The organism is Pseudomonas sp. S60 (genome assembly GCF_016647865.1).
GTDB lineage: Bacteria > Pseudomonadota > Gammaproteobacteria > Pseudomonadales > Pseudomonadaceae > Aquipseudomonas > Aquipseudomonas parafulva.
In genome coordinates this window covers 66,603-89,831 of the sequence record NZ_JACVVH010000008.1, presented here as the reverse complement: position 1 = coordinate 89,831, position 23,229 = coordinate 66,603, and the positions used below count along the sequence as shown (strand labels likewise).

General features: G+C 65.5%; 27 protein-coding genes and 1 riboswitch. Of the genes, 14 read left to right on the top strand and 13 right to left on the bottom strand.

Going from position 1 to position 23,229, the window contains the following annotated elements; translation table 11 throughout:
• The first annotated feature begins 173 nt into the window (after window positions 1–173).
• The 8 genes from IAE33_RS06335 (at window position 174) to IAE33_RS06300 (ending at window position 9,310) form a co-directional block, all read left to right on the top strand.
• Window positions 174–866 (top strand): response regulator transcription factor, encoded by a 693-nt coding sequence (locus tag IAE33_RS06335; protein WP_201162825.1) that lies wholly within the window; start codon window positions 174–176, stop codon window positions 864–866.
• Window positions 866–2,212 carry a HAMP domain-containing sensor histidine kinase gene (locus IAE33_RS06330; RefSeq protein WP_201162824.1) on the top strand — a complete coding sequence of 449 codons (1,347 nt, stop codon included), beginning with the start codon at window positions 866–868 and terminating at the stop codon, window positions 2,210–2,212. The genes IAE33_RS06335 and IAE33_RS06330 overlap by 1 nt, the downstream gene beginning before the upstream one ends.
• Before the next feature lie 70 nt (window positions 2,213–2,282).
• Window positions 2,283–3,200 (top strand): alpha/beta hydrolase, encoded by a 918-nt coding sequence (locus IAE33_RS06325; RefSeq protein WP_201162823.1) that lies wholly within the window; start codon window positions 2,283–2,285, stop codon window positions 3,198–3,200.
• 55 nt (window positions 3,201–3,255) lie between these two features.
• Window positions 3,256–3,397: riboswitch (FMN riboswitch) on the top strand.
• 82 nt (window positions 3,398–3,479) lie between these two features.
• On the top strand, window positions 3,480–4,130 hold the full coding sequence (gene ribB / locus IAE33_RS06320; protein WP_201162822.1) for a 3,4-dihydroxy-2-butanone-4-phosphate synthase: 651 nt from the start codon (window positions 3,480–3,482) through the stop codon (window positions 4,128–4,130).
• A 131-nt stretch (window positions 4,131–4,261) separates the two neighbouring features.
• Window positions 4,262–4,504, top strand: a complete 243-nt coding sequence (locus IAE33_RS06315; RefSeq protein WP_028633037.1) for an exodeoxyribonuclease VII small subunit — start codon at window positions 4,262–4,264, stop codon at window positions 4,502–4,504.
• The gene (gene ispA / locus IAE33_RS06310; RefSeq protein ID WP_201162821.1) at window positions 4,501–5,388 is read left to right on the top strand and encodes a (2E,6E)-farnesyl diphosphate synthase; all 888 of its coding nucleotides are present in this window, start codon (window positions 4,501–4,503) and stop codon (window positions 5,386–5,388) included. Before IAE33_RS06315 ends, ispA begins: the two co-directional genes overlap by 4 nt.
• Window positions 5,389–5,479: 91 nt before the next feature.
• Window positions 5,480–7,375 carry a 1-deoxy-D-xylulose-5-phosphate synthase gene (gene dxs / locus IAE33_RS06305; protein ID WP_201162820.1) on the top strand — a complete coding sequence of 632 codons (1,896 nt, stop codon included), beginning with the start codon at window positions 5,480–5,482 and terminating at the stop codon, window positions 7,373–7,375.
• A 60-nt stretch (window positions 7,376–7,435) separates the two neighbouring features.
• Window positions 7,436–9,310, top strand: coding sequence for a TonB-dependent receptor domain-containing protein (locus IAE33_RS06300; RefSeq protein ID WP_201162819.1), 1,875 nt, complete (start codon window positions 7,436–7,438; stop codon window positions 9,308–9,310).
• Here IAE33_RS06300 and IAE33_RS06295 read toward each other — a convergent pair.
• From IAE33_RS06295 to nrdR, 12 genes are all read right to left on the bottom strand, one after another.
• Window positions 9,288–10,100 carry a cobalamin-binding protein gene (locus tag IAE33_RS06295; protein ID WP_201162818.1) on the bottom strand — a complete coding sequence of 271 codons (813 nt, stop codon included), beginning with the start codon at window positions 10,098–10,100 and terminating at the stop codon, window positions 9,288–9,290. The genes IAE33_RS06300 and IAE33_RS06295 overlap by 23 nt on opposite strands.
• Window positions 10,100–10,519 carry an MFS transporter gene (locus IAE33_RS06290; RefSeq protein ID WP_201162817.1) on the bottom strand — a complete coding sequence of 140 codons (420 nt, stop codon included), beginning with the start codon at window positions 10,517–10,519 and terminating at the stop codon, window positions 10,100–10,102. Before IAE33_RS06290 ends, IAE33_RS06295 begins: the two co-directional genes overlap by 1 nt.
• Window positions 10,516–11,133 carry a GTP cyclohydrolase II gene (gene ribA, locus IAE33_RS06285; protein WP_028633043.1) on the bottom strand — a complete coding sequence of 206 codons (618 nt, stop codon included), beginning with the start codon at window positions 11,131–11,133 and terminating at the stop codon, window positions 10,516–10,518. Before ribA ends, IAE33_RS06290 begins: the two co-directional genes overlap by 4 nt.
• Window positions 11,134–11,259: 126 nt before the next feature.
• Window positions 11,260–12,003 (bottom strand): substrate-binding periplasmic protein, encoded by a 744-nt coding sequence (locus IAE33_RS06280; RefSeq protein ID WP_201162816.1) that lies wholly within the window; start codon window positions 12,001–12,003, stop codon window positions 11,260–11,262.
• Between the two features lie 16 nt (window positions 12,004–12,019).
• Window positions 12,020–12,523 (bottom strand): phosphatidylglycerophosphatase A family protein, encoded by a 504-nt coding sequence (locus IAE33_RS06275; RefSeq protein ID WP_028633045.1) that lies wholly within the window; start codon window positions 12,521–12,523, stop codon window positions 12,020–12,022.
• Window positions 12,520–13,488 carry a thiamine-phosphate kinase gene (thiL, locus tag IAE33_RS06270; RefSeq protein WP_201162815.1) on the bottom strand — a complete coding sequence of 323 codons (969 nt, stop codon included), beginning with the start codon at window positions 13,486–13,488 and terminating at the stop codon, window positions 12,520–12,522. The genes IAE33_RS06275 and thiL overlap by 4 nt, the downstream gene beginning before the upstream one ends.
• A 17-nt stretch (window positions 13,489–13,505) precedes the next feature.
• Window positions 13,506–14,006, bottom strand: a complete 501-nt coding sequence (nusB, locus tag IAE33_RS06265; RefSeq protein ID WP_201162814.1) for a transcription antitermination factor NusB — start codon at window positions 14,004–14,006, stop codon at window positions 13,506–13,508.
• On the bottom strand, window positions 14,003–14,479 hold the full coding sequence (gene ribH / locus IAE33_RS06260) for a 6,7-dimethyl-8-ribityllumazine synthase (protein ID WP_201162813.1): 477 nt from the start codon (window positions 14,477–14,479) through the stop codon (window positions 14,003–14,005). Before ribH ends, nusB begins: the two co-directional genes overlap by 4 nt.
• A 92-nt stretch (window positions 14,480–14,571) precedes the next feature.
• Complete coding sequence (gene ribBA, locus IAE33_RS06255) at window positions 14,572–15,663, bottom strand: bifunctional 3,4-dihydroxy-2-butanone-4-phosphate synthase/GTP cyclohydrolase II (protein WP_201162812.1); 1,092 nt, start codon at window positions 15,661–15,663, stop codon at window positions 14,572–14,574.
• 17 nt (window positions 15,664–15,680) lie between these two features.
• The gene (locus tag IAE33_RS06250) at window positions 15,681–16,346 is read right to left on the bottom strand and encodes a riboflavin synthase (RefSeq protein ID WP_201162811.1); all 666 of its coding nucleotides are present in this window, start codon (window positions 16,344–16,346) and stop codon (window positions 15,681–15,683) included.
• A gap of 41 nt (window positions 16,347–16,387) precedes the next feature.
• The gene (gene ribD / locus IAE33_RS06245; RefSeq protein ID WP_201162810.1) at window positions 16,388–17,518 is read right to left on the bottom strand and encodes a bifunctional diaminohydroxyphosphoribosylaminopyrimidine deaminase/5-amino-6-(5-phosphoribosylamino)uracil reductase RibD; all 1,131 of its coding nucleotides are present in this window, start codon (window positions 17,516–17,518) and stop codon (window positions 16,388–16,390) included.
• Between the two features lie 2 nt (window positions 17,519–17,520).
• A complete protein-coding gene (nrdR, locus tag IAE33_RS06240; RefSeq protein WP_027915127.1) occupies window positions 17,521–17,985 on the bottom strand; it encodes a transcriptional regulator NrdR in 465 nt (154 codons plus the stop codon).
• Between the two features lie 106 nt (window positions 17,986–18,091).
• On the opposite strand from nrdR, the gene IAE33_RS06235 reads away from it, so the two are divergent.
• Genes IAE33_RS06235 through trxA form a run of 3 tightly spaced genes read left to right on the top strand, consistent with a single transcriptional unit; the run spans window position 18,092 to window position 20,108 of the window.
• Window positions 18,092–18,544 carry a YbaY family lipoprotein gene (locus IAE33_RS06235; protein ID WP_201162809.1) on the top strand — a complete coding sequence of 151 codons (453 nt, stop codon included), beginning with the start codon at window positions 18,092–18,094 and terminating at the stop codon, window positions 18,542–18,544.
• A complete protein-coding gene (locus IAE33_RS06230) occupies window positions 18,545–19,204 on the top strand; it encodes a class I SAM-dependent methyltransferase (RefSeq protein ID WP_028633053.1) in 660 nt (219 codons plus the stop codon).
• A gap of 31 nt (window positions 19,205–19,235) precedes the next feature.
• Window positions 19,236–20,108: a thioredoxin gene (gene trxA, locus IAE33_RS06225; protein WP_201162808.1), complete on the top strand. Its 873-nt coding sequence runs from the start codon at window positions 19,236–19,238 to the stop codon at window positions 20,106–20,108.
• Between the two features lie 41 nt (window positions 20,109–20,149).
• On the opposite strand, the gene IAE33_RS06220 is transcribed toward trxA, so the two are convergent.
• A complete protein-coding gene (locus tag IAE33_RS06220; protein WP_201162807.1) occupies window positions 20,150–20,494 on the bottom strand; it encodes a hypothetical protein in 345 nt (114 codons plus the stop codon).
• Window positions 20,495–20,626: 132 nt separating this feature from the next.
• Here IAE33_RS06220 and IAE33_RS06215 point away from each other — a divergent pair, with 132 nt between their 5' ends.
• From IAE33_RS06215 to IAE33_RS06205, 3 genes are read left to right on the top strand one after another with little or no spacing between them, the layout of a single operon-like run.
• Window positions 20,627–21,208, top strand: a complete 582-nt coding sequence (locus IAE33_RS06215) for a DUF2796 domain-containing protein (protein WP_201162806.1) — start codon at window positions 20,627–20,629, stop codon at window positions 21,206–21,208.
• On the top strand, window positions 21,209–21,919 hold the full coding sequence (locus tag IAE33_RS06210) for an ABC transporter ATP-binding protein (RefSeq protein ID WP_201162805.1): 711 nt from the start codon (window positions 21,209–21,211) through the stop codon (window positions 21,917–21,919).
• Window positions 21,919–23,184, top strand: coding sequence for an ABC transporter permease (locus IAE33_RS06205; protein ID WP_201162804.1), 1,266 nt, complete (start codon window positions 21,919–21,921; stop codon window positions 23,182–23,184). The genes IAE33_RS06210 and IAE33_RS06205 overlap by 1 nt, the downstream gene beginning before the upstream one ends.
• Window positions 23,185–23,229: the final 45 nt, after the last annotated feature.

Genomic DNA, 23,229 nt, shown 5'->3' with positions numbered 1-23,229 from the left:
TTCGCCCAAATAAAAATAATTCGCAAACGAAACACGTTGCTTTTTGCGAACGATACCGGAGCAAAATCAGGGGTGCAGCAGGATTAACCTTCTTAACACACGCAGGCATTGCCCCTGCCGGGGTGACAGTGGGATGATCCACAACTGATAGATATTCTCATTCAAGGCTGCCCGTGCCCACCTCCCTGCTGCTCGTCGAAGACGACCCTTGCCTGCGCCACGACCTGGACCGCCACTTCCTCGACCGCGGGTTTCGCGTGCAGGCCTGCGCCTGTGCCGAGCAGGCCCTTGGCGCCATCGCCCAGGCACCGTTCGACCTGGTGTTGCTGGACATCATGCTGCCAGGCATCGATGGCCTGACCCTGCTCGACGCCCTGCGCCATCGCCAGGCCGTCCCGGTGATGCTGATGTCGGCGCTGGGCGCAGAGCAGGACCGCATCACCGGGTTTACCCGGGGCGCCGATGATTACCTGCCCAAGCCTTTCAGCCTGGCAGAGCTGGATGCGCGGGTGGACGCGCTGCTACGCCGGGCGGCGTTTGCCCGCGAACCCGCGCGCCTTGCAACCCTTGGCGACTTGCAGCTGGACCAGGACCGCCAGGATGTCCTGAACGGCGGCAAACCGGCCGGCCTGACGCCGTCCGAATTCCGCTTGCTGGTGACCCTTCAGGCCCACGCCGGCGAGCCGCTGAGCAAACCGTTTTTGTACCAGACCGTGCTGCACCGGGCCTATACCCGTCTGGACCGGGGCCTTGACGTGCACGTGTGCAACCTGCGGCGCAAACTCGCCGACATCGACGTGCAGCATGTGCAGATCCAGGCGGTGCGTGGCCAGGGTTACGTGCTGGTCGAAGAGGGGCAGGCGTGATGCGCCGTCACCCGCTGCTATGGAAGCTGGCATTGCTGCAGGTGAGTTTCTGCCTGCTGCTGACCTGGCTGATATGGACGTGGGGCCTGAGTGTTGAACGTGGCAGCTACTTTCTGCCTGAGGCCGACCAGCTGTACCTGGCGCGCTATGGCCAACAGGCCGAACAGGCCCTGGCGGCAGGTGGAGCGCCTGCAGTCGAAGCCTGGCGCCAGCACGTGCAGGCAACCGAGGGCACCTGGGTTGCAGTGGTAGGCCCGCACCTGCAAAGCCTGGGCACCACGCCGCTGACCGCCGACGAGGCCGGCCACCTCACCTTCATGCGCAAGCTGGCCTGGCCCATGAGCCGACGCCTGCAGGATGAACTGCCGTACGTGAGCATCGCCTTCGTGCAACACCCCGAGCAAGGTCGGGTGGTGATGCAGCTGCCCGAGCGCCTGCTACCCACCGGGCTGACCCCCTGGACCCACGTGGTCACACACGGTATTGCCCCGGCACTGCTGGCGCTGCTGCTGGGCCTGGCGCTGTACAGGCACCTTGTGGCGCCATTGAACCGCCTGCGTGACCGCGCCGATGCCCTGCGCGCCAACGACCTGGAGAGCCCCGGTTTGCATTTGCACGGCCGCCACGACGAACTGGGCGAACTGGCGCAGGCGTTCGACCACATGGCCACCCGCCTGCGCCACAGCCTGGAGCAACAGCGCCTGCTGCTGCGCACCCTGTCCCACGAGCTGCGCACGCCCCTGGCACGCCTGCGTATCGCCCATGACAGCGGCCTGCCAGCAGCGCAGCTGCGCGAGCGCCTGGATTACGAAGTCGCCGATATGCAGAAGCTGCTGGAAAACACCCTCGACCTGGCCTGGATGGATACCGAACAGCCCAGCCTGGCCACCGAGCCTGTGCTGATGGCTTCGGTGTGGGAGGCGCTGTGCCAGGATATCTGCTTCGAAAGTGGCTGGGGCCGGGAGCGCCTGCCCTGCTCGCTCGGTAGCGACTGCGTTGTCCAGGCCCATCTGGACAGCCTGGCTCAGGCCCTGGAAAACCTGATGCGCAATGCCATTCGCCACTCCCCGCCCGCAGGCCGGGTGAGCCTGGACGGCTGGCGCGAAGGGGGTAGCTGGCACCTGTGCCTGCGTGACCAGGGCACGGGCGTGCCCGAGCATGAGCTGGAGCGCATCTTCACGCCTTACCAACGCCTGCCGGGCAGTGGCACAGGGTTCGGCCTGGGCCTCGCCATCGCCCGCCGCGCCATCGAATTGCAGGGTGGCCGGCTGTGGGCCAGCAATGGCAACCCCGGGCTGCACCTGCACCTGACCCTGCCCATGGCACCTGACGGTTTAGAAAGTTAAGGCGCTTTACGCGCTGGCGGGGCTGTCTATCATCTGGCGTTTTAACCCCTGCCCCCTGACGAGACGCCCGATGAGCAAGTTGATCCTGGCACTGACGCTCGCACTGGCCTTCGTCGCCTGCGGCGCCACGGCCCAGCCCCAACACGACCAAGTGATGGACACCACGTTGTTGCACCGCCCCGGGCTGGCTTACCGCTTCAGCCAGCTCGACCTGGACTCGGCCGACGGTAAGCGCCACTACCGCTTGTGGGTCGGCACGCCTAACCGCCCTGCGCCGGCTGCCGGTTACCCGGTACTGTGGATGCTCGATGGCAACGCCGCCCTCAGCGCACTGGACGAAGCCCAGCTGGCCACGCTCGCCGAGGGCCAGGCACCGCTGCTGGTGGCGGTGGGGTACCAGACTGACCAGCGCATCGACCGGGCAAGCCGCACCTACGACTACACCCCGGCGCTGGCTGGGCAGGCTGACCAGCTAGACCCGCTCACCGGGCAACCCAGCGGCGGCGTTGAGGCGTTTTTCGACCTGCTGCGCACCCGCATGCGGCCGATGGTGGCGCAGGTTGCGCCCATCGACACACAGCGCCAGACGCTGTGGGGGCACTCCTACGGAGGCCTTGCCGTGCTCCACGCGCTGTTCACCCGGCCACATGAGTTCAGCGTCTACGCGGCCGCCAGCCCCTCATTGTGGTGGCACGACGGGGCCATCATCGATGAAGCCCAAGGTGTGCAACAGCGCCTGGGCACTGCCCGGCCACAGTTGGCGCTGATGCGCGGTACGGACGAGCCTGGCAGCCCGCAAGGCCCCGTGGGTGATGACGCGGAGCAACGCAGCCGCGAACTGCTGCAGTACCTTGGCAACGTTGCAGGCCTGCAGGTGCAGTTCGAGCGCTTCCAGGGGCTCGGGCATGGGCCCATGCTCCCCGCCTCGCTGGGCTGGGTGATCCAGGGCATGGGCGGCATGCACGGCAACCGCCCACTGCCCCGGTAGCCCAGGCCCTCGCCATTCAGGCTTGCCAAAGCCGTAGGCCGGTACGGTATGCTGGGCCGGTCTTCAGGGCGGGGTGAAAGTCCCCACCGGCGGTAAATCGAAAGATGAGCCCGCGAGCGCCCCGGCCATGCCGGGGGTCAGCAGACCTGGTGAGAACCCAGGGCCGACGGTCATAGTCCGGATGAAAGAAGGCGTCAGGCAGGGGCCATCAACGGGCGCCCCTGCGCGCGCATTGTGTTCGCCCCGAGACGTTCATCGACCCTTCACGAGGAGCGTTTCATGTCTACGTTGCACCCTTTGCACTTCCCCAACGTCAGTGCTGCCATCGCCGCCTTCCAGGCTGGCCGCCCTGTGCTGTTGCTCGATGATGACGACCGCGAGGACGAAGCGGACATCATCGCCGCCGCCGAGAACATTTCGTTGCAGACCATGGCCATGATGATTCGCGATTGCAGCGGCATCGTCTGCCTGTGCCTGGACGAAACCACCGTCGATGACCTGCAATTGCCGCCCATGGTGCAGAACAACCAGGCCCGGCACGGCACCGGGTTCACGGTAACCATTGAAGCCGCAGAAGGCATCACCACTGGCGTGAGCGCCCAGGACCGCATCGCCACCATTGCCGCTGCACTGGCCTCCACCGCCGCGCAGCGCCATATCGTCAGCCCGGGGCATGTGTTCCCGCTGCGCGCACGCAATGGTGGGGTGCTGGTGCGTCGTGGCCATACCGAAGGCTCGGTGGACCTGGCGCGCCTGGCAGGCCTGCGCCCCGCTGCCGTGCTGTGCGAGCTGATGAACCCCGATGGCAGCATGGCACGGGGTGAAGACGTGGCCGTGTATGCGCGCCAGCACGGGCTGCCGATGCTGACCATCGACGAGCTGGCGCGCTACCGCGAAGCACAGCTGCAGCGGGTGGCCGAAACCGCCTGACCCGCCATACCCTGGCCGGCTTCTCCTGCCTGCAAGCTGCACGGGCAGGCGGGGCCTCGCCGCTCAAGTTTGCTCCCCCCGGCCCGCTCTGCTAGTGTCGCGGCGTTCAGAATGCCACCGAGACAGCCGCCATGGCCCGTAAAAAAGCTTCCCTCGATTTCGAGCAATCCCTTGCCGAGCTGCAAGCACTGGTCGAGCGCCTGGAGAACGGCGAGTTGTCGCTGGAAGACTCACTGGCCGCCTTCGAGCAGGGCATCGCCCTGACCCGTGATTGCCAGGGCGCCCTGGCCCAGGCCGAGCAAAAGGTGCAGATTCTGCTGGAGCGCGACGGCGAGCTGGCCGCCCAGCCCTTCGATGTGGAGCCCGAGGCATGATCGGCGCCTACCAGGCCACCTGCCAGGCGCGCGTCGACAGCGCCCTCGAACCGCTGTTCGTCGCCCCCAGCGAACCGCTGCAACGGCTCTATGCCGCCATGCGCTACAGCGTGATGAACGGCGGCAAGCGGGTGCGCCCGCTGCTGGCCTACGCCGCCTGCGAGGCGCTGGGTGCACCGGCAGAGCAAGCCAACGGCGCCGCCTGTGCGGTCGAGCTGATCCATGCCTACTCACTGGTGCATGACGACCTGCCGGCCATGGACGACGACGACCTGCGCCGCGGCCAGCCGACCACCCACAAAGCCTTCGACGAAGCGTGTGCCATTCTTGCCGGTGACGGCCTGCAGAGCCTGGCATTCAATGCCCTGCTGGACCCACGCCTGAGCCCTCAGGCCGACAGCATTCGCCTGGCCATGGTTCAAGCCCTGGCCAAGGCGGCGGGCCCTGCCGGCATGGTGGGCGGGCAAGCCATCGACCTCGGTTCGGTGGGCATCAGGCTGGACCAGCAGGCGCTGGAATTCATGCACCGCCACAAGACCGGTGCGCTGATCGAAGCCAGTGTGCGCCTGGGCGGCCTGGCCAGCGGCCGCGCCGAGCAACCTCAACTGGATGCGTTGCAGGCGTACGCACAGGCCGTGGGCCTGGCGTTCCAGGTGCAGGACGATATTCTCGATGTCGAGAGCGATACCGCCACCCTGGGCAAACGCCAGGGCGCAGACATTGCCCGTGACAAGCCCACCTACCCCTCGCTGCTGGGCCTGGAGGCCGCCAAGGCCTATGCGATCGAACTGCGCGACCAGGCGCTGGTCGCACTGGAAGGGTTCGATGAAAAAGCCCAGCCGCTGCGTGAGCTGGCGCGCTATATCGTCGAACGCCGCAACTGACCCTGCGGCCCCTGCGACACCCGTGTGAATGGGCAGCTTTTCCTCCAATGGGGTAAACTGCCGCGTCTTAACACCTATAACGACTCGCCTGATGCCCACGACGTTTCAAGAGATCCCCCGCGAACGCCCGGTCACGCCGCTGCTCGACCGCGCTGACACGCCTGACGGCCTGCGCCGCCTGGCCGAAGCCGACCTGGAGAGCCTGGCCGACGAGCTGCGCCAGGAGCTGCTGTATACCGTGGGCCAGACCGGTGGGCACTTCGGTGCCGGCCTGGGCGTGATCGAGCTGACCATCGCCCTGCACTACGTTTTCGATACCCCGGACGACCGGCTGGTGTGGGACGTGGGCCACCAGGCGTACCCGCACAAGATCCTCACCGGGCGCCGCAAGCGCATGCTCAGCCTGCGCCAGAAGGACGGCGTGGCCGCCTTCCCGCGCCGCAGCGAAAGCGAGTACGACACCTTTGGCGTCGGCCATTCCAGCACGTCCATCAGTGCCGCGCTGGGCATGGCCATTGCTGCCCGCCTGCAAAACAGTGGGCGCAAGTCGATTGCCGTAATCGGCGATGGTGCGCTCACCGCAGGCATGGCCTTCGAAGCGTTGAACCACGCCCAGGAAGTCAACGCCGACATGCTGGTGATCCTCAACGACAACGACATGTCGATCTCGCGCAACGTCGGCGGGCTGTCCAATTACCTGGCCAAGATCCTCTCCAGCCGTACCTACGCGAGCATGCGCGAGGGCAGCAAGAAAGTGCTGTCGCGCCTGCCCGGTGCCTGGGAAATCGCCCGCCGCACCGAAGAATATGCCAAAGGCATGCTGGTGCCCGGCACCCTCTTCGAGGAGCTCGGCTGGAACTACATCGGCCCCATCGACGGCCACGACCTACCCACCATGATCGCCACCTTGCGCAACATGCGGGACCTGAAGGGCCCGCAGTTCCTGCATGTGGTGACAAAGAAGGGCAAGGGTTTCGCCCCGGCTGAAATCGACCCCATCGGCTACCACGCCATTACCAAGCTTGAGCCAGCGGACAAACCCGCTGCGCCCAAGCAGGCCAGCGGCCCCAAGTATTCTGCCGTGTTTGGCCAGTGGCTGTGCGACATGGCGGCTGCCGACAACCGCCTTGTGGGTATCACCCCGGCCATGAAGGAAGGCTCCGACCTGGTGGCCTTCAGCGAACGCTACCCCGAGCGCTATTTCGATGTGGCCATCGCCGAACAGCACGCGGTTACCCTGGCGGCCGGCATGGCCTGCGAGGGCAGCAAGCCGGTGGTGGCGATCTACTCCACCTTCCTGCAGCGTGCCTACGACCAGTTGATCCATGATGTGGCCGTGCAGAACCTGGACGTGCTGTTCGCCATCGACCGTGCTGGCCTGGTGGGCGAAGACGGGCCGACCCACGCCGGCAGCTACGATTTGTCGTACCTGCGCTGTATCCCGGGCATGCTGGTGATGACCCCCAGCGACGAAAACGAGTTGCGCAAGATGCTCAGCACCGGCCACCTGTTCAACGGCCCGGCCGCTGTGCGCTACCCGCGCGGTACCGGCCCGAACGCGCCGATCAGCGACGACCTGGAACCGTTGGAAATCGGCAAGGGCGTGGTGCGCCGCCAAGGTAGCAAGGTGGCCCTGCTGGTGTTCGGCGTGCAACTGGCGCCAGCGCTGCAGGTGGCTGAACAGCTCGACGCCACCGTGGTCGACATGCGTTTCGTGAAGCCGCTGGATGAAGCGCTGGTGCTGCAGTTGGCCGATAGCCATGAACTGCTGGTGACCCTCGAAGAAAACGCCATCATGGGCGGCGCAGGGGCTGCGGTGGGTGAGTTCCTCGCCAGCCAGGCGGTGACCAGGCCGTTGCTGCACCTGGGCTTGCCAGACCTGTATGTGGAGCACGCCAAGCCTGCGCAGATGCTGGCCGAGTGCGGGCTTGATGCGGCGGGGATAGAGGCTTCGGTGAGAGCCCGCATGGGCAAGCTCGGCCTTTGATTTCCAGGGCCGCTTTGCGGCCCGATCGCCGGCAAGCCGGCGGTTGCCAGGGTAAAGCCAATGAAACTCCCAACCCTCATCGCGACCCTGCTGTGCCTGCCGGTGCCACTACTGGCGGCTGAGCGTGATGATGCCCTCAAGCTGCCCGATGTGCTGATCAGCGCCAGCCGCCAGGTGGAATCGCGCACTGCCACCAGCGCGGCCAATACCGTGTTCACCCGCACCGACATCGACCGCCTGCAACCCACCAGCATCACCGACCTGCTCACCCGCGTACCTGGCGTGCAAGTGGCACCCACCGGTGGTCGTGGCAGCCTGCCTGGTATTTTTATCCGCGGCACCAAGACAGCACAAAGCCTGGTGCTGGTCGATGGCGTGCGTATCGCCAACGCTACCTCCGGTGACAGCGGCCTGCAGTTTTTGAATGTGGACCAGATCGAGCGGGTCGAGGTACTGCGCGGTTCTCGTTCGGCGATTTACGGCAGCGATGCCATTGGCGGGGTTATCCAGATCTTCACCCGGCGCAGCAATGGTGCCGGTTTGCAGCCACGCCTGCGCCTGGCAGCCGGCAGCCACCAGACGTTCCAGCGCAGCCTTGGCCTGGCTGGTGGCGACGGAGCCACACGCTTCAACCTTGGCGCCAGCCTGGATGAAACCGCCGGTATCGATGCGACCGGCCCATCGTTTGCCAGCGACAGCGACCACGATGCCTACCGCAACAAAGCGCTCAACTTCAGCCTGAGCCACACCTTTGGCGAACGCTTCGAAGCCGGCTTGAACCTGCTGAACAGCCGGGGCCGCAGCGAATACGACAACCCCTATGGCCGCTTCGACATGGACACCTTCGAGGTCAGCGGCCAGCAACCCTACACCGACTTCAGCGTGAGCAGCCTGGGTAGCTATGTGGACGCCCAGTTCAGCGACGCCTGGCATTCCAGGCTGGAGCTGGCCCACAGCGAAAACCGCGACGACAAGCGCGACAAGCTCAGCAGCGAACGCTCCGTGTTCAATACCTACCGGGACCAGGTTACCTGGCAGAATGACCTGGTGCTGGACGAGCGCAACAGCCTGCTGGCCGGTGCAGACTGGTACGAAGACCGGGTACATGCCAGCACCGACTTCACCCAGGACAGCCGCTGGAACCGCGCCGTGTTCATCCAGCACAGGTATGCGGGGGAAGGTTTTGCCACGGAGCTGGGCGTCCGCCACGACCGCAACCAGCAGTTTGGCGGGCAGACCACCTGGAGCGGCAGCCTGACCCTGCCGCTTGATCAGCGCAACGATGTGCTGCTGTCGTACAGCGAGGGCTTCCGCGCCCCAACCTTCAACGACCTGTACTACCCGCAGTACAGCAACCCTGGCCTGAAGCCTGAGCACTCACGCAGCTACGAGCTGCAGTGGCGCAGCCAGCTGACGAACGACAGCCGGCTGGAAACCTCGCTGTACCGCACCGACCTGCGCGATGCGATCGTGTTCGGTGAGGGCTCGATACCGCGCAACGTCGCCTCGGCACGCATCAATGGCCTGGAAATGGCCCTGGCCCAGCAGTGGGGCGCCTGGCATAGCCAGCTGGGTTTGGCGCTGATCGACCCACGTGACCGCGACAGTGGCCACACCCTCGCCCGCCGTGCTCGCCGTACGTTGAGCCTGGATGTGGACAGGGAACTGGGGCGTTTCAACGTTGGCGCGAGCTGGCAGGCCGTGAGCAGCAGTTATGACGACGAGGGCAACCGTAACCGCATCGGCGGCTATGGGCTGCTGGGGTTACGCGGCAGCTGGGCGGCCACGGATGCGCTGAAGCTGGAGACCAAGGTGGACAACCTGCTGGGCCGCTCGTACGGCCGGGCACGCTACAGTTATGAAGGTACCAACCCGACTTACCGCGAGGAAGGCCGCACCCTGCTGTTCAGCGTTACCTGGACGCCGGCGCTTTAGCCGCCAGCAGCGCACATAGGCGGGCTGTGGCCTCGATCATTTGCCCGCTGGGCCGCTCCAGCCCTTTGTCGGGCACGACCAGCAGGCGCTGATCGGCTACCGCACGCAGCTGCGGCCAGCGCTTCCAGCCGGCCAACTGGGCCTGGTCCCCGGCCACAATCACCTGGGGGTTGCGCGCCAGCACCGCCTCAACGCTGACCTGCGGTGCCGGCAAGCTCAGGTCGGCGAACACATTGCGTGCCCCGCACACGGCCAGGGCGTCGCTGACCACCTGGCGGCCACCGAGGGTATACAGCGGTCGGTCCCATACCTGGTAGAACACCTGCAACGGCTCACGCCGCTGGTATTGCTGACGCAGCTGCTGCAGCCGTTGACGCAGTGCCTGTGCGTACCGGCGGCCCTCCTCGCCACGCCCCACCTGTTGGCCAATGGCCTCGATCTGCCCGATCAGTTGGTCGACAGTACGAGGTTCGGCACTGAAGGTCGCAATGCCCAGGCGCTTTAGCTGATCGCGCTGGGCGGGGCCAATACTGCCCGGCCACAGCAGCAGCAAGTCTGGCTGCAAGCCGACCAGGCGCTCTATATTCAACTGGCCCTGGCGCCCAACCGAGGGCAGCGCCGCCAGCGCGCCAGGCCGCTCGCCACCGTCGAGCACACCCACCAACAGGTCACCAGCGTGCAGTTCGAGCATGATTTCGGTCATGGAAGGCGCCAGGCTGACGACCCGCAGCGGCGCCGCCGCCATGGCGGTGGATGCCAGCAGCGCCAGCAACCCGAGCAGCAGGCGCATCAGCCGAGCTGGCGTGGGATGCGATAGAGGTACAACAGCACCAGCGTCGACAACGCCAGCAGCAGGCGCGGTACCGTCTCAAGGCCTACCAGTACCGACAGCGCCCCGACCCAGGCCGGGAAGCACGCGTACAACATGGCCATGCGCCGGGCCCGTGCCAGCTCGATCCAGGCAGCAGGCTCTGCGCTGGTGCCCAATGCCTTGGAAGTGGCGACAAGGGCCAGCTTGTAGGCACCGAAGCGCGGCAGGCTGAGGAACATGGTGGCCGCGCCAGCGATGAACAGCGGCATGGCCAGCACCGGAATCAGCGCATCGCCCCCGCCGAAGGCCCAGGCCATGACAGGCAACGGCACCAGGCCGACCGCCAGGTATTGCCACCAGGCCAGCGCCAGGCGCCGTTTGACCTGGGCGCGGGTCACGCCTGGGGCACCTCGCCCTGGTGCTCATTGCCCAGCATATGGCCCAGCTTGCCGGCCTTGGTTGCCAGGTAGTAGCGGTTGTGCGGGTTGTGGCCAGTGTGCAGCGGCACGCGCTCTGCAACCATGATGTTCATGTCGGTGAGGGCTTTGACCTTGCGCGGGTTGTTGGTCATCAGGCGCAGCGACTTCACCCCGAGGTGCTCGAGCATCGGCAGGCAGATGCCGTAATCGCGCTGGTCGGCGGCAAAGCCCAGGCGCTCGTTGGCTTCGACGGTATCGGCACCGCCGTCCTGCAGTTCATAGGCGCGGATCTTGTTCAGCAGGCCGATGCCACGGCCTTCCTGACGCAGGTACAGCAGCACGCCGCGCCCCTCGCGGGCGATGGCCTGCAAGGCAGCTTCAAGCTGCGACCCACAGTCACAACGCTGGCTGAACAGGGCATCCCCGGTCAGGCATTCGGAGTGCAGACGCCCCAACACCGGCTGCCCGTCCGCGATGTCACCCAGGCTGAGCACCACGTGCTCACGGCCCGTGGCTTCATCGAGAAAGCCATGCATGGTGAAGGTCGCAAAGGGGGTCGGGAGTTTAGAGGCGGCAACAAAGACGACGGGCACGTTGTGCTCCTGGCATAAGTAGGTGATTTCTCGTGGGCCGATTGTATCAGCAGGTCGGCGACTGTGCGCTGGCTGAATACGGGCGGTTGATATCGAAAAACTCGATATACCGCTGCCCGCAGGCGATCACTGAGGGGCGCTGCCTGCCCCGAACGGGTACGGCTGCTTCCAGTGCTCGAAAATGGCCTTCAGCTCACCGCTGCGTACCAGTTCGCCCATGCGTTTGTCGAACAGGTCGCGCAAGGCCCTGCCCTGGTCGTTACGGGCAAAGGCCAGGTACAGCGGCAATTCGGCCACGTGGGTACGGCGAAAATGTTCGGGCCGCGAACTTTGCCCCAACACATAGTCGACTTCGGTACGCGCGTCTATGTAGAAGTCCACCCGGTCGTGCTCAAGCATCGGCAAGATACCTTCGCGGCGCTGGATTTCACGGAAATCACCAACCCGCGGCAAGTACTTGCCAAAGTCGTAGCCGCGTACCCATGCCAGGCGATAGTCACCGATGTTTGCCAAGGTGGGGGCTGGCTTGCTGGCCAGCCCCAAGGCGTAGATATGGTCCATGTCGTAGTGCCAGCGCGGGTAGAGGTTGTCTTCGCCCTCTTCCTTGTATGACCCCACCCAGGCATCGGCCTCGCCGCGTTTGACCAGGCCGATGGCCCGGCTATAGGGGGCACTCTGCACCACCACCTTGACGCCGGCCGGTTCGAATACCTTGCGCATCATGTCCCAGGCGAGCCCGCTGCCATCAGCATTGGTGTAGTCCAGCCATTCTTCGCTGGCCAGGCGCACTTGCTGGGGCAGGCGTTCACCAGCCGCCACCCAAGGGCAAATACTCAGCAGCACTGCCAGCAACACAGCCCTCACGGCCATCCCTACGCTCCCTGTGTCAGGCAACCGCCCAAACCAGCACCTGCATGCCCAGCCAGGCGAATACGCCTGCCAGGATATCGTCCAGCATGATGCCCACACCGCCGTGCACGTGGCGATCGATCCAGCGAATGGGCCAGGGCTTGAGGATGTCGAAGAAACGGAACATCAGGAAGCCCGCCAGCAACCATTGCCACCCGTCCGGCACCAGCCAGAGGGTGATCCACATGCCGACGATCTCGTCCCAGACAATGCCTTCGTGATCGTGCACACGCAAGTCGGTGGCCACTTTGCCGCACAGCCAGATGCCGAACAACATGCTCACGCCCAGCAGCAACCAGTAACCCCAGTCTGGCAGCATCTGCCACAGCGGGATGAACGGTATTGCTACCAGCGAGCCCCAGGTACCCGGGGCCTTGGGCAAAGTGCCCGAACCAAAACCAAAGGCGATGAAGTGCCACGGGTTGCGCCAGACCGAAGGCGGAACGAACTCCGCAGGCACCTGATTGGGGTGGTCGGTCACGGTGTCTCCCTAAAATGTTGGTAGCCCCGCTGCACGGGGGTGATGTCCTGGCCGTCGCGGTCGAGCAAGGTAACGCCCTGCCCTTCCAGTACGCGGCCAATCACATGCACTTCGATAAAGCCCAGGCTGGCCAGCGGCGCCAGGGCCTCGGGCGGCAGTGTGAAGGCCAGCACGTAGTCGTCACCCCCGGTGAGCGCCGCCTGCAACGCAGCGTCATGCCCGAGAAATGCCTGCAAAGCAGGAGACACTGGCACCTGGGCCAGGTTCACCTGCAGCGCCACGCCCGAGGCCTTGGCGATGTGCCCGCAATCGGCGAGCAGCCCGTCGGAGATGTCCAGCGCCGCCGTGGCAGAGCCACGCAGCCATTGCCCCAGGGTGAGCTGTGGCATCGGGGCCCAGTAGTGATTGAGCAGCGGCTCGGCCTGCTCGGCAGGCGCCTGGCGCTGGCCCAGTACCAGCGGCAGTGCGCCAGCCGCGTTGCCCAGCGGGCCGCCGACACACAGCACGTCGCCAGGGCGCGCACCACTGCGGCGCAGTGCCTGCCCGGCGGGCACACGGCCAAAAACGGTGATAGTGATGCTCAACGGGCCACGGGTGGTGTCGCCGCCCACCAGGCTCATGCGGCAGCGGTGGGCCATGCGGCTGAGGCCATTGGCGTAAGCCTGCAGCCAGGCCGGGCCGACCTCGGGCAGTGTCAGCGCCAGGGTGAAGCCGATGGCGGTGGCGCCCATGGCGGCCAGGTCACTGGCTGCCACGGCCAGCGAGCGCTGGCCAAGCAGGCCAGGGTCGCAGGCGTCGGGAAAATGCACCCCAGCCACCAGCGTGTCGGTGGACACGGCCAGCTGCTCGCCGGGTGGCAGGCTGAGCAGGGCGCAGTCGTCGCCGATCCCCAGCACCACCCCCTCACCCCCTTGCGCACACGCCGCAGAGGCAAAGTAGTGGTTGATCAGCTCGAACTCACCCATGGCAGCCAGCGCCGGGGTCAGCGCTTGTTAGCCTTGACTTCAGCTTCACGCAGCACAGGTGCCAGCTTGTCCAGCACGCCGTTGACGAACTTGTGGCCGTCGGTGGCCCCGAACACTTTCGCCAGTTCCACACCTTCGTTGATCACCACGCGATACGGTACGTCGACGCGCTTGATCAGCTCCCAGGTGGACAGGCGCAACACGGCCAGTTCAACCGGGTCCAGTTCATCCAGTGCAATGGCCATGCACGGCACCAGCGCGTTGTCGATCTCGTCCTTGCTTGCCGGCACCCCATGCAGGATCTCGCGGAAATAGGCGCCGTCGACATCGGTGAAATCGTTATCGACCCGGAACTGCGCCTCGATCTCGTTCAGCGAATGCTTTGCCATGTGCCACTGGTACAGCGCCTGGGTCGCAAGCTTGCGCGCTTCACGACGCTTGGCACTCTTCGACGGCTTGCCGGCATCCGCAGGTTTAGGATCGCGCGGGTTGAAACGATCGCTTTCGTCGCTAATCACTTGGCCTCCAACTGCGCCAGCAGGCTGACCATTTCCAGAGCGGACAGGGCGGCTTCGGCACCCTTGTTGCCGGCCTTGGTGCCGGAGCGCTCGATGGCCTGTTCGATGGAATCGACGGTCAGTACGCCGAATGCCACCGGTACGCCGAACTCCATGGACACCTGGGCCAGGCCCTTGGTGCATTCGCCCGCTACGTATTCGAAGTGCGGGGTACCACCACGGATCACTGCACCCAGGGCGATGATCGCGTCATAGGCACCTTGCTGGGCGACCTTCTGTGCCACCAGCGGGATCTCGAAAGCACCCGGGGCACGGATGATGGTGATGTCGCTTTCGCTGACACCGTGGCGTACCAGGGCGTCAACGGCACCGCTCACCAGGCTTTCGACGACGAGGCTGTTGAAGCGGCCAACCACCAAAGCATAGCGACCTTTGGGGGCGATGAAGGTACCTTCGATGGTCTTCAGGTTCATTCCGATATTCTCATCTTCAAACGCGAGGCCGCTTGCTGGCGGCCTCGACAGGGGTATGGACTCGAGCTGCAGGGCGTCAATGCCGCCTCAAGTCACTCGGAGGGCACGTATTCTACAACTTCCAGGTCGAATCCGGATATCGCGTTGAACTTCATCGGCGAACTCATCAGGCGCATCTTGCGTACGCCAAGGTCCCGCAGGATCTGCGAGCCGGCGCCGACGGTGCTGTAGGTAGTGGGCGCCTTGGCCGGGGCATCGCCCGCGCTTTCGCGGATATGCGCCAGCAGTACATCGCCGTCCAGCGGGTGGCCCAGCAGCAACACCACGCCGCTGCCGGCCTCGGCCACGGCGGCCATGGCAGCGCGCAGGCTCCAGCGGCCCGGCTGCTTGACCAGCAGCAGGTCGCGCAGCGGGTCCATGTTGTGCACGCGCACCAGGGTCGGCTCTTCGGCGCAGATGCTGCCCAGGGTGAGGGCCATGTGCACGTCGCCTTCCACCGCGTCGCGGTAGGTGACCAGGTTGAATTCACCCAGCTCGCTTTCCACGGGCTGTTCGGACACCCGCTGCACGGTGCGCTCGTGGATCATGCGGTAGTGGATCAGGTCGGCGATGGTACCGATTTTCAGGCCGTGCTCGGCAGCGAACACTTCCAGCTCGGCGCGGCGCGACATGGTGCCGTCGTCGTTCATCACTTCGCAGATCACGCCGCTGGGCTCGAAACCGGCCATGCGCGCCAGGTCGCAAGCCGCTTCGGTGTGGCCGGCGCGGGCCAAGGTGCCGCCCGGCTGGGCCATCAGCGGGAAGATGTGCCCGGGGCTGACGATGTCTTCGGCCTTGGCGTCCTTGGCAGCTGCCGCTTGCACGGTACGTGCACGGTCGGCCGCGGAGATACCGGTGGTGACACCCTCGGCCGCTTCGATGGACACTGTGAACTTGGTGCCGAAGCCCGAGCCGTTGCGCGGGGCCATCAGGGGCAGCTTCAGGGTTTCGCAGCGCTCGCGGGTCATCGGCATGCAGATCAGGCCGCGGGCATGCTTGGCCATGAAGTTGATGTGCTCGGGCAGGCAGCACTCGGCTGCCATGATGATGTCGCCTTCGTTCTCGCGGTCTTCGTCGTCCATGAGGATGACCATTTTGCCCTGGCGGATGTCTTCGACCAGTTCTTCGATGCTGTTGAGCGCCACTGGCACCCCCTTCTCAATCAGGATTTCAAGAAGCCGTTGGCGGCCAGGAAGCTTTCGGTTATGCCACTGCCCTTGCTCGGTTCGGCAGCCTTGTCGCCCAGCAGCAGACGCTCCAGGTAACGGGCCAGCAGGTCGACCTCAAGGTTTACCCGACGCCCTGCGCGGTAGTCGGCCATGATGGTTTCGGACAGGGTGTGCGGGACGATGGTCAGCTCGAATTCGGCGCCATCGACCTCATTGACCGTGAGGCTGGTGCCATCGACGGTGATCGAACCCTTGTGGGCGATGTACTTGGCCAGCTCCCTGGGTGCGCGCACACGGAACTGGATGGCGCGGGCGTTATCGCTGCGCGAGATGATTTCGCCCACCCCGTCGACGTGGCCACTGACCAGGTGCCCACCCAGGCGGGTGGTAGGGGTGAGGGCCTTTTCAAGGTTGACCTTGCTGCCACTCTTCAGGTCGATGAAGGCCGTGCGCTTGAGGGTTTCGACGCTGACGTCGGCCCAGAAGCCGTTGCCGGGCAGCTCGACCGCCGTCAGGCACACACCATTGACGGCAATGCTGTCCCCCAGCTTGACGTCTGCCAGGTCGAGCTTGCCGGTTTCGACGTATACACGCACGTCGCCCCCCTTGGGGGTGAGGCTGCGTAGGGTGCCGATGGATTCGATGATGCCGGTGAACATGGGTCTTCCTCAAAAACGCTTTGCGCGGGGCAAGCCGGGCATTATACGCCGGGCGGCGGCAGCGGGACGGCTGTGACGCGCCAGTCATCGCCTACTGCACGCATGTCGGTGATTTTCAGCCGCGGCGCCTCGCTCATCCTGCTCAGTGGCCACTCCAGCAGCGGCCTGGCGAGGGAGCCGAGGAAGGTGCCAGCGACGAACAGCTGGTACTCATCCACCAGGCCGTGCCGGGCAAACGCCCCCACCAGCCCGGCGCCGGCTTCCAGCAGGATTTCGTTGACGCCCCGGGCCGCCAGGGCGTGCAGCAGCGCCGGCAGGTCGACCTGGGCATTGTCGCCGGGCAGGCTGAGCAGTTCATGGCCTGCAGCGGCATAGCGCGGGTCATCTGCGACAGCGGTCACCACCAGGGCCGGGCCGGCCTGGAAAAAAGGCGCGTCCAGCGGCAGGCGCAGGCGGCCATCGACCAGCACGCGCAGAGGGGGGCGGCTGAGGGCAAGTTGAGTGGTGTCGGCATCCAGGCCCAGTTCGTCACCGCGCACGGTCATGCGCGCATTGTCGGCCAGCACGCTGGCCGCGCTGGTCAGCACCGCGCTGGAGCGGGCGCGCAGGCGCTGCACGGCCGAGCGGGCAGCTGGGCCGGTGATCCACTGGCTCTCGCCGCTGGCCATGGCGGTGCGCCCGTCCAGGCTCATGGCCAGCTTGGCGCGAACGAACGGCATGCCGTGCTCCATGCGCTTGAGAAAGCCCGGGTTGAGCGCCCGCGCTTCGGCTTCAAGCACACCGCTGGCCACTTCAATGCCGGCGTCGGCCAGGCGCCGCAAGCCACGCCCTGCCACTTGCGGGTTCGGGTCCTGCATGGCTGCGACTACCCGCGCCACGCCGGCCTTGACCAGGGCTTCGGCGCACGGTGGTGTGCGCCCATGGTGGCTACAGGGTTCGAGGGTCACGTAGGCACAGGCGCCCCGGGCCTGCTCCCCGGCCTGGCGCAGCGCGTGCACCTCGGCATGGGGCTCGCCGGCGCGCACGTGCCAGCCCTCGCCCACCACCTGGCCATCGCGCACGATGACGCAACCCACGCGGGGGTTGGGGTGGGTGCTGTACAGGCCCTTGCGCGCCAGTTCGAGCGCGCGAGCCATGTAGTGGGCATCAAGGGCGGCAGAGGGGCTTTGCATGTTCACTCTTTGGCTGGCTCACGGGCCAGGCGGTCGATTTCTTCACGGAACTCGTCCAGGTCCTGGAAGCGGCGGTAAACCGAGGCAAAGCGGATGTAGGCCACTTCATCGAGTTTGCGCAGCTCGCCCATGACCAGTTCACCCACCACCAGGGATTTCACTTCACGCTCACCGGTGGCGCGCAGCCGGCTCTTGATGTGCGCCAGCGCAGCTTCCAGGCGCTCGACGCTCACCGGGCGCTTTTCCAGGGCCCGCTGCATGCCGGCGCGCAGCTTGTCTTCGTCGAAGGGCTGGCGTGTACCGTCCTGCTTGATCAGCCGGGGCAGCACCAGTTCGGCGGTTTCGAAGGTGGTGAAGCGCTCGCCGCAGGCCACGCACTCGCGGCGGCGGCGCACCTGCTCGCCCTCGGCAACGAGGCGAGAATCGATGACCTTGGTGTCGTTGGCACCGCAAAAGGGACAGTGCATGGTGGCAGGCAACAAAAAAAGGGAGGGCCATGGTAGCGCATTGCACTGGCAAGACAAGCCAAAGGGGTTAACATCCAAGGGAAATCTGCCCGCTAAGGACTCCTCCATGCACCACCGAGCACTCGTTGTGCTGTGCTGCGCCGCCCTGCTCGCCGCGTGTGGCAGCGACAGGCCGAAGACCGACACCCCGCCTGCGCCTGCGCCGGTTGCCAAAGCCAAGCCTACCGAAGTGCTGGGCCCGCTGCCCGCCTACCAGCGCGAGTTGAGCGGTACCTTGCTGGAGGTGCCGGCCGGGGCCGAGGTTGAACTCGCCCTGCTGGTGATCGACGAGCGCAACCGCCCGCAACGGCTGCTGGCCAGCAGCAACCTGACCGGTACTGGCCAGGCGCTGCCCTACCACTTGCGTTTCAACCCCGAAGCCTTCCCGGCCGGCGCACGTGTAGAGTTGCGCGGTCGCGCCAGCCGCTCCGGCCAGTTGATCCTGCACCTGCCGCCAGTGGCCATCGCCCAGGCGCAAACCCAGGCCACTGGCCCGCTGCGCTTCGAAAAGGCGCCTTGAGTGGCGCCGCTGGCCCTGACGCAGGCGCTTGGCGCGCTGATCGGTGAAGCCCGCCTGGTCGTCAGCGACCTGCCCGGCTGCGACCTGCGGCTGTGGCTGATCGACGAGCAGAACATGGACCGGGCCTTCAGCAGTGATGAAACCCGGCGCATCCTGGAAGAGCCGCCGTACTGGAGCTTCTGCTGGGCCAGCGGCCTGGCCATGGCGCACTTTCTGGCAGAGCACCCGCAATGGGTAGCGGGCAAGCGAGTGCTGGATTTTGGCGCAGGCTCCGGCATTGCCGGTATTGCGGCCGCGCGGGCGGGGGCGCTGGAGGTTGTGGCCTGCGACCTCGACCCGCTGGCCTTGCAGGCATGCCAGGCGAATGCGGCGCTCAATGGCGTGACGCTGGGTTACAGCAGCGATTTTTTTGCCGAAGACGACCGCTTCGACCTCATTCTGGTAGCCGACGTGCTGTACGACCGCGCCAACCTGCCGCTGCTGGATGCCTTTCTCGGCCGCGGCCGCCAGGCGCTGGTGGCAGACTCCAGGGTGCGCGACTTCAGCCACCCGCTGTACCGGCAACTGGGGGTACTGGACGCCCTGACCCTGCCAGACCTGGCCGAACCGCACGAATTCCGCCGGGTCAGCCTGTACCACGCCAGCCGCGACCCCTTATAGTGGTGCCATACACCCGTTTGTGAGAGTCGCGATGACCCAAGACACGCCCTACATTTTCGACGTCACCGATGCCAACTTCCAGCAGCTGGTGATCGAGAACTCCTTCCATAAGCCCGTGCTGGTAGATTTCTGGGCCGAGTGGTGCGCGCCCTGCAAGGCCCTGATGCCGCTGCTGGCAAAAATCGCCGAGGGCTATCAGGGCGAGCTGTTGCTGGCCAAGGTCAACTGCGACGTTGAACAGCAGGTCGTGGCCCAGTTCGGTATCCGCAGCCTGCCCACGGTGGTGCTGTTCAAGGACGGCCAGCCGGTGGACGGTTTTGCCGGTGCCCAGCCTGAATCGGCAATCCGCGCCCTGCTTGAGCCCCATGTGCAAATGCCCGCCCCGGCCGCTGCGTCGCCGCTGGAACAAGCCAAGGCGCTGTTTGCCGAAAGCCGCTTCGCTGAAGCCGAGGCGCTGTTGCAGGCACTGCTGGCTGAGGACAACAGCAACGCTGAAGCGCTGATCTTCTACGCCCGTTGCCTGGCCGAACGTGGGGAGCTGGGTGAAGCCCAGGTGGTGCTGGATGCGGTCAAAAGTGACGAACACAAGGCTGCACTGGCCGGTGCCAAGGCGCAACTGACCTTCCTGCGCCAGGCCGAGAGCCTGCCGGAAGTGGCTGACCTGAAAAGCCGGCTGGCGCAGAACGCCGAAGACGATGAGGCAGCCTACCAGCTGAGTATCCAGCAGCTGGCGCGCCAGCAGTACGAGGCTGCACTGGAAGGCCTGTTGAAGCTGTTCCAGCGTAACCGCGCTTACGAAAACGGCCTGCCACAAAAAGCCCTGCTGCAAGTGTTCGAGCTGCTGGGCAGTGATCACCCGCTGGTGGGGGTTTACCGGCGCAAGCTGTCGGCGGCCATGTTCTAGCCTTTCCGGGGCCGCCAGCCGGCCCCTGTCTTCGAGGCCTCTCAGCCTACCCAGTGATACACCGGCGCATCCTCGCCACTTGCCACCTTCACCTCGCTGCAGTGCCGCAAGCGCACCAACAGGCGCTTGCCTGCGGCAGTGCTCCCGGCCAGGCCCTCCAGGCGGTCGAGCAATTCCGGCCCGCTCATGTGCCCCGCCACGCGCAACACGTCGCGGGCCGCAGCCCACTGGCCGTCGTCCTGGCGGGGCGCCGCTGCGACTGGGGGCTGGACAAGCTGCGGGGCAACCGGCGGCTCAGCCTGCCGGCCGAGCTGGGCCCACTCTTCGGGGGCCAGTTCGATTGTCAGGTCCACAGGCCATTGGCCAATCTGTCCACGTATTCTCACAGTGCATTCCTTGAAGCGGGTTGATGCGTTGCATGCTACCGCAACATGAAACCTGCGCCACACAGGCTGGCAGCCGCCGGATAATTTGTTATAACATAACCGCAACATCCATAACCTGTTCTGGAGCATTCCATGCGTCGTCTGCTGCTCGCCCTGCCCTTCGCCTTGCTGCCACTGGCCGTGGCCCACGCCCATGATGACGATGACCATGATCACGACCATGCCCATGGCACACTCGGCGCCCATGAACACGGGGTGGCCAAGCTCAACGCCGTACTCGATGGCAACAGCCTGGAGCTGGAACTGGACAGCCCGGCGATGAACCTGGTGGGCTTCGAGCACGCCGCCAGCACCGATGCCGACAAGGCCAAGGTGGCGGCGGTGCGCAAACAGCTCGAACAACCCCTCACGCTGTTCGGCCTTGCTGCCGCCGCCGGCTGCAAGGAAGACCAGCAAGCGCTGGAAAGCCCTTTGTTCGGCGATGCCGCCAAGGCTGACAACGACGGTGACGCCCATGAACATAGCCACCAGCACAGTGATATCGGCGCCCATTACCAGCTCACCTGCAGCAACCCGGGCAAGCTCGCACAAGTAGACCTGGCACCGCTGTTCAAGGCGTTCCCGGCCACCCAGAAAATCAACGTGCAACTGATCGGCCCCAACGGCCAGAAAGGGCTGGAAACCACACCGGCCAAGGCCGTGGTTACGTTCTGAATGGGCCAGCCGCTGATACAACTGCAAGACCTGGTGTTCGCCTGGCCTGGCCAGGCGCCGCTGCTGGATGTGCCGGCATTCCAGCTGGATGCCGGTGAGGCCGTGTTTCTCAAAGGCCCCAGCGGCAGTGGCAAAACCACGTTGCTGGGGTTGCTTGGCGGCGTGACCGTGCCCGAGCGGGGCCACATTCGGTTGCTGGGTCAGGACCTGGCCGGCCTGGGGCAAGGCGCCCGGGATCGCTTCCGGGTGGACCACACCGGCTATATCTTCCAGCAGTTCAACCTGCTGCCGTTTCTGTCGGTACGGGAAAACGTCGAACTGCCGTGCCGCTTCTCGGCCAGCCGCAAGACGCGGGCCGAGCAGCGCCACGGCAGTGTCGCCCAAGCGGCGCAAACCTTGCTGGCCCACCTGGGCCTGGATGACAGTGCATTGCAGGCCCGGCGCGCAGACAGCCTTTCGATTGGCCAGCAGCAGCGGGTTGCCGCTGCGCGTGCGCTGATCGGCCAGCCCGAACTGGTGATCGCCGACGAGCCGACATCGGCCCTGGATGCCGATACCCGCGAGGCGTTCATCAGCCTGCTGTTCGCCGAGTGCCGCGCGGCGGGTGCCAGCCTGCTGTTCGTGAGCCACGACCAGAGCCTGGCGCCCCTGTTCGACCGCCACCTTTCCCTGGCCGAACTCAACCGCGCCGCCAAGCCCCGGGAGGTCTGATGTACCTGTTTCGCCTTGCTCTGGCCAGCCTGGCCAACCGGCGCTTTACCGCCTTTCTCACCGCGTTTGCCATTGCCCTGTCGGTCTGCCTGCTGTTGGCCGTGGAACGCGTGCGCACCGAAGCCCGCGCCAGCTTCGCCAGTACCATCAGCGGCACCGACCTGATCGTCGGCGCACGTTCCGGCTCGGTCAACCTGCTGCTGTATTCCGTGTTTCGCATCGGCAACGCCACCAACAACATTCGGTGGGACAGCTACGAACACTACGCCAAGGACCCGCGGGTGAAATGGGCCATCCCCATCTCGCTGGGCGACTCGCACCGCGGTTATCGGGTGATGGGGACCACCGGCGAGTACTTCGAGCGTTACCAGTATGGCCGGCGTCAGCACCTGGAGCTGAGCCAGGGCCGCGCCTTTGCCACCGACCCGTTCGAGGTGGTGCTTGGGGCAGAAGTGGCCGAAGCCCTGCACTACACGTTGGGCGACAAGCTGGTGTTGGCCCACGGGGTGGCAGCCATCAGCCTGGTGAAACACGACGACAAGCCGTTTACCGTGGTCGGTGTGCTCAAACGCACTGGCACCCCGGTAGACCGCACCCTGCATATCAGCCTGGGCGGCATGGAAGCCATCCACATTGACTGGCACAACGGGGTGCCAGCCCGGGGGGCGGGGCGCATCAGTGCTGAGCAGGCGCGCACCATGGACCTGCAGCCAACCGCCATTACCGCCTTCATGCTGGGGCTCAACAGCAAGATCGCCACCTTCAGCCTGCAGCGTGAAATCAACGAGTACCGCAGCGAGCCGCTGCTGGCGATCTTGCCTGGGGTGGCCCTGCAGGAACTGTGGAGCCTGATGGGCACCGCTGAGCAGGCCCTGTTTGTTGTGTCGCTGTTCGTGGTGCTGACCGGTTTGATCGGCATGCTCACGGCGATTCTGACCAGCCTCAATGAGCGGCGACGGGAGATGGCGATCTTGCGTTCGGTAGGCGCCAGGCCGTGGCATATTGCAGGGCTGCTGATACTGGAGGCGCTGGCGCTGGCAGGTGTCGGCATCGTCGCCGGGCTGGGCTTGCTGTATGCGGGCATAGCGCTGGCGCAAGGGTATGTGCAGGCCAACTACGGCTTGTTCCTGCCGTTGGCGCTGCCGAGCCCCCACGAGTGGACGTTGCTGGCTATCATCCTTGGCGCGGCGTTGCTGATGGGTAGCGTACCGGCGTGGCGAGCGTATCGGCAGTCGTTGGCCGATGGTTTGTCGATCCACCTTTGAGTGCGTGTTCAATGATCAGACAGCTACTTGACAGCAGTGTGGGCT

Bases quoted from the DNA above. Each gene is read 5' to 3' on its own strand.
- IAE33_RS06235 (WP_201162809.1), top strand. From the start codon at position 18,092: ATGCACCACCGAGCACTCGTTGTGCTGTGCTGCGCCGCCCTGCTCGCC.
- thiL (WP_201162815.1), bottom strand. From the start codon at position 13,488: ATGGGTGAGTTCGAGCTGATCAACCACTACTTTGCCTCTGCGGCGTGT.
- ribH (WP_201162813.1), bottom strand. From the start codon at position 14,479: ATGAACCTGAAGACCATCGAAGGTACCTTCATCGCCCCCAAAGGTCGC.
- ispA (WP_201162821.1), top strand. From the start codon at position 4,501: ATGATCGGCGCCTACCAGGCCACCTGCCAGGCGCGCGTCGACAGCGCC.
- IAE33_RS06280 (WP_201162816.1), bottom strand. From the start codon at position 12,003: ATGGCCGTGAGGGCTGTGTTGCTGGCAGTGCTGCTGAGTATTTGCCCT.
- IAE33_RS06215 (WP_201162806.1), top strand. From the start codon at position 20,627: ATGCGTCGTCTGCTGCTCGCCCTGCCCTTCGCCTTGCTGCCACTGGCC.
- ribD (WP_201162810.1), bottom strand. From the start codon at position 17,518: ATGCAAAGCCCCTCTGCCGCCCTTGATGCCCACTACATGGCTCGCGCG.
- nrdR (WP_027915127.1), bottom strand. From the start codon at position 17,985: ATGCACTGTCCCTTTTGCGGTGCCAACGACACCAAGGTCATCGATTCT.
- trxA (WP_201162808.1), top strand. From the start codon at position 19,236: ATGACCCAAGACACGCCCTACATTTTCGACGTCACCGATGCCAACTTC.
- IAE33_RS06325 (WP_201162823.1), top strand. From the start codon at position 2,283: ATGAGCAAGTTGATCCTGGCACTGACGCTCGCACTGGCCTTCGTCGCC.
- IAE33_RS06250 (WP_201162811.1), bottom strand. From the start codon at position 16,346: ATGTTCACCGGCATCATCGAATCCATCGGCACCCTACGCAGCCTCACC.
- IAE33_RS06210 (WP_201162805.1), top strand. From the start codon at position 21,209: ATGGGCCAGCCGCTGATACAACTGCAAGACCTGGTGTTCGCCTGGCCT.
- IAE33_RS06300 (WP_201162819.1), top strand. From the start codon at position 7,436: ATGAAACTCCCAACCCTCATCGCGACCCTGCTGTGCCTGCCGGTGCCA.
- IAE33_RS06330 (WP_201162824.1), top strand. From the start codon at position 866: ATGCGCCGTCACCCGCTGCTATGGAAGCTGGCATTGCTGCAGGTGAGT.
- dxs (WP_201162820.1), top strand. From the start codon at position 5,480: ATGCCCACGACGTTTCAAGAGATCCCCCGCGAACGCCCGGTCACGCCG.
- ribB (WP_201162822.1), top strand. From the start codon at position 3,480: ATGTCTACGTTGCACCCTTTGCACTTCCCCAACGTCAGTGCTGCCATC.
- IAE33_RS06295 (WP_201162818.1), bottom strand. From the start codon at position 10,100: ATGCGCCTGCTGCTCGGGTTGCTGGCGCTGCTGGCATCCACCGCCATG.
- IAE33_RS06315 (WP_028633037.1), top strand. From the start codon at position 4,262: ATGGCCCGTAAAAAAGCTTCCCTCGATTTCGAGCAATCCCTTGCCGAG.
- IAE33_RS06205 (WP_201162804.1), top strand. From the start codon at position 21,919: ATGTACCTGTTTCGCCTTGCTCTGGCCAGCCTGGCCAACCGGCGCTTT.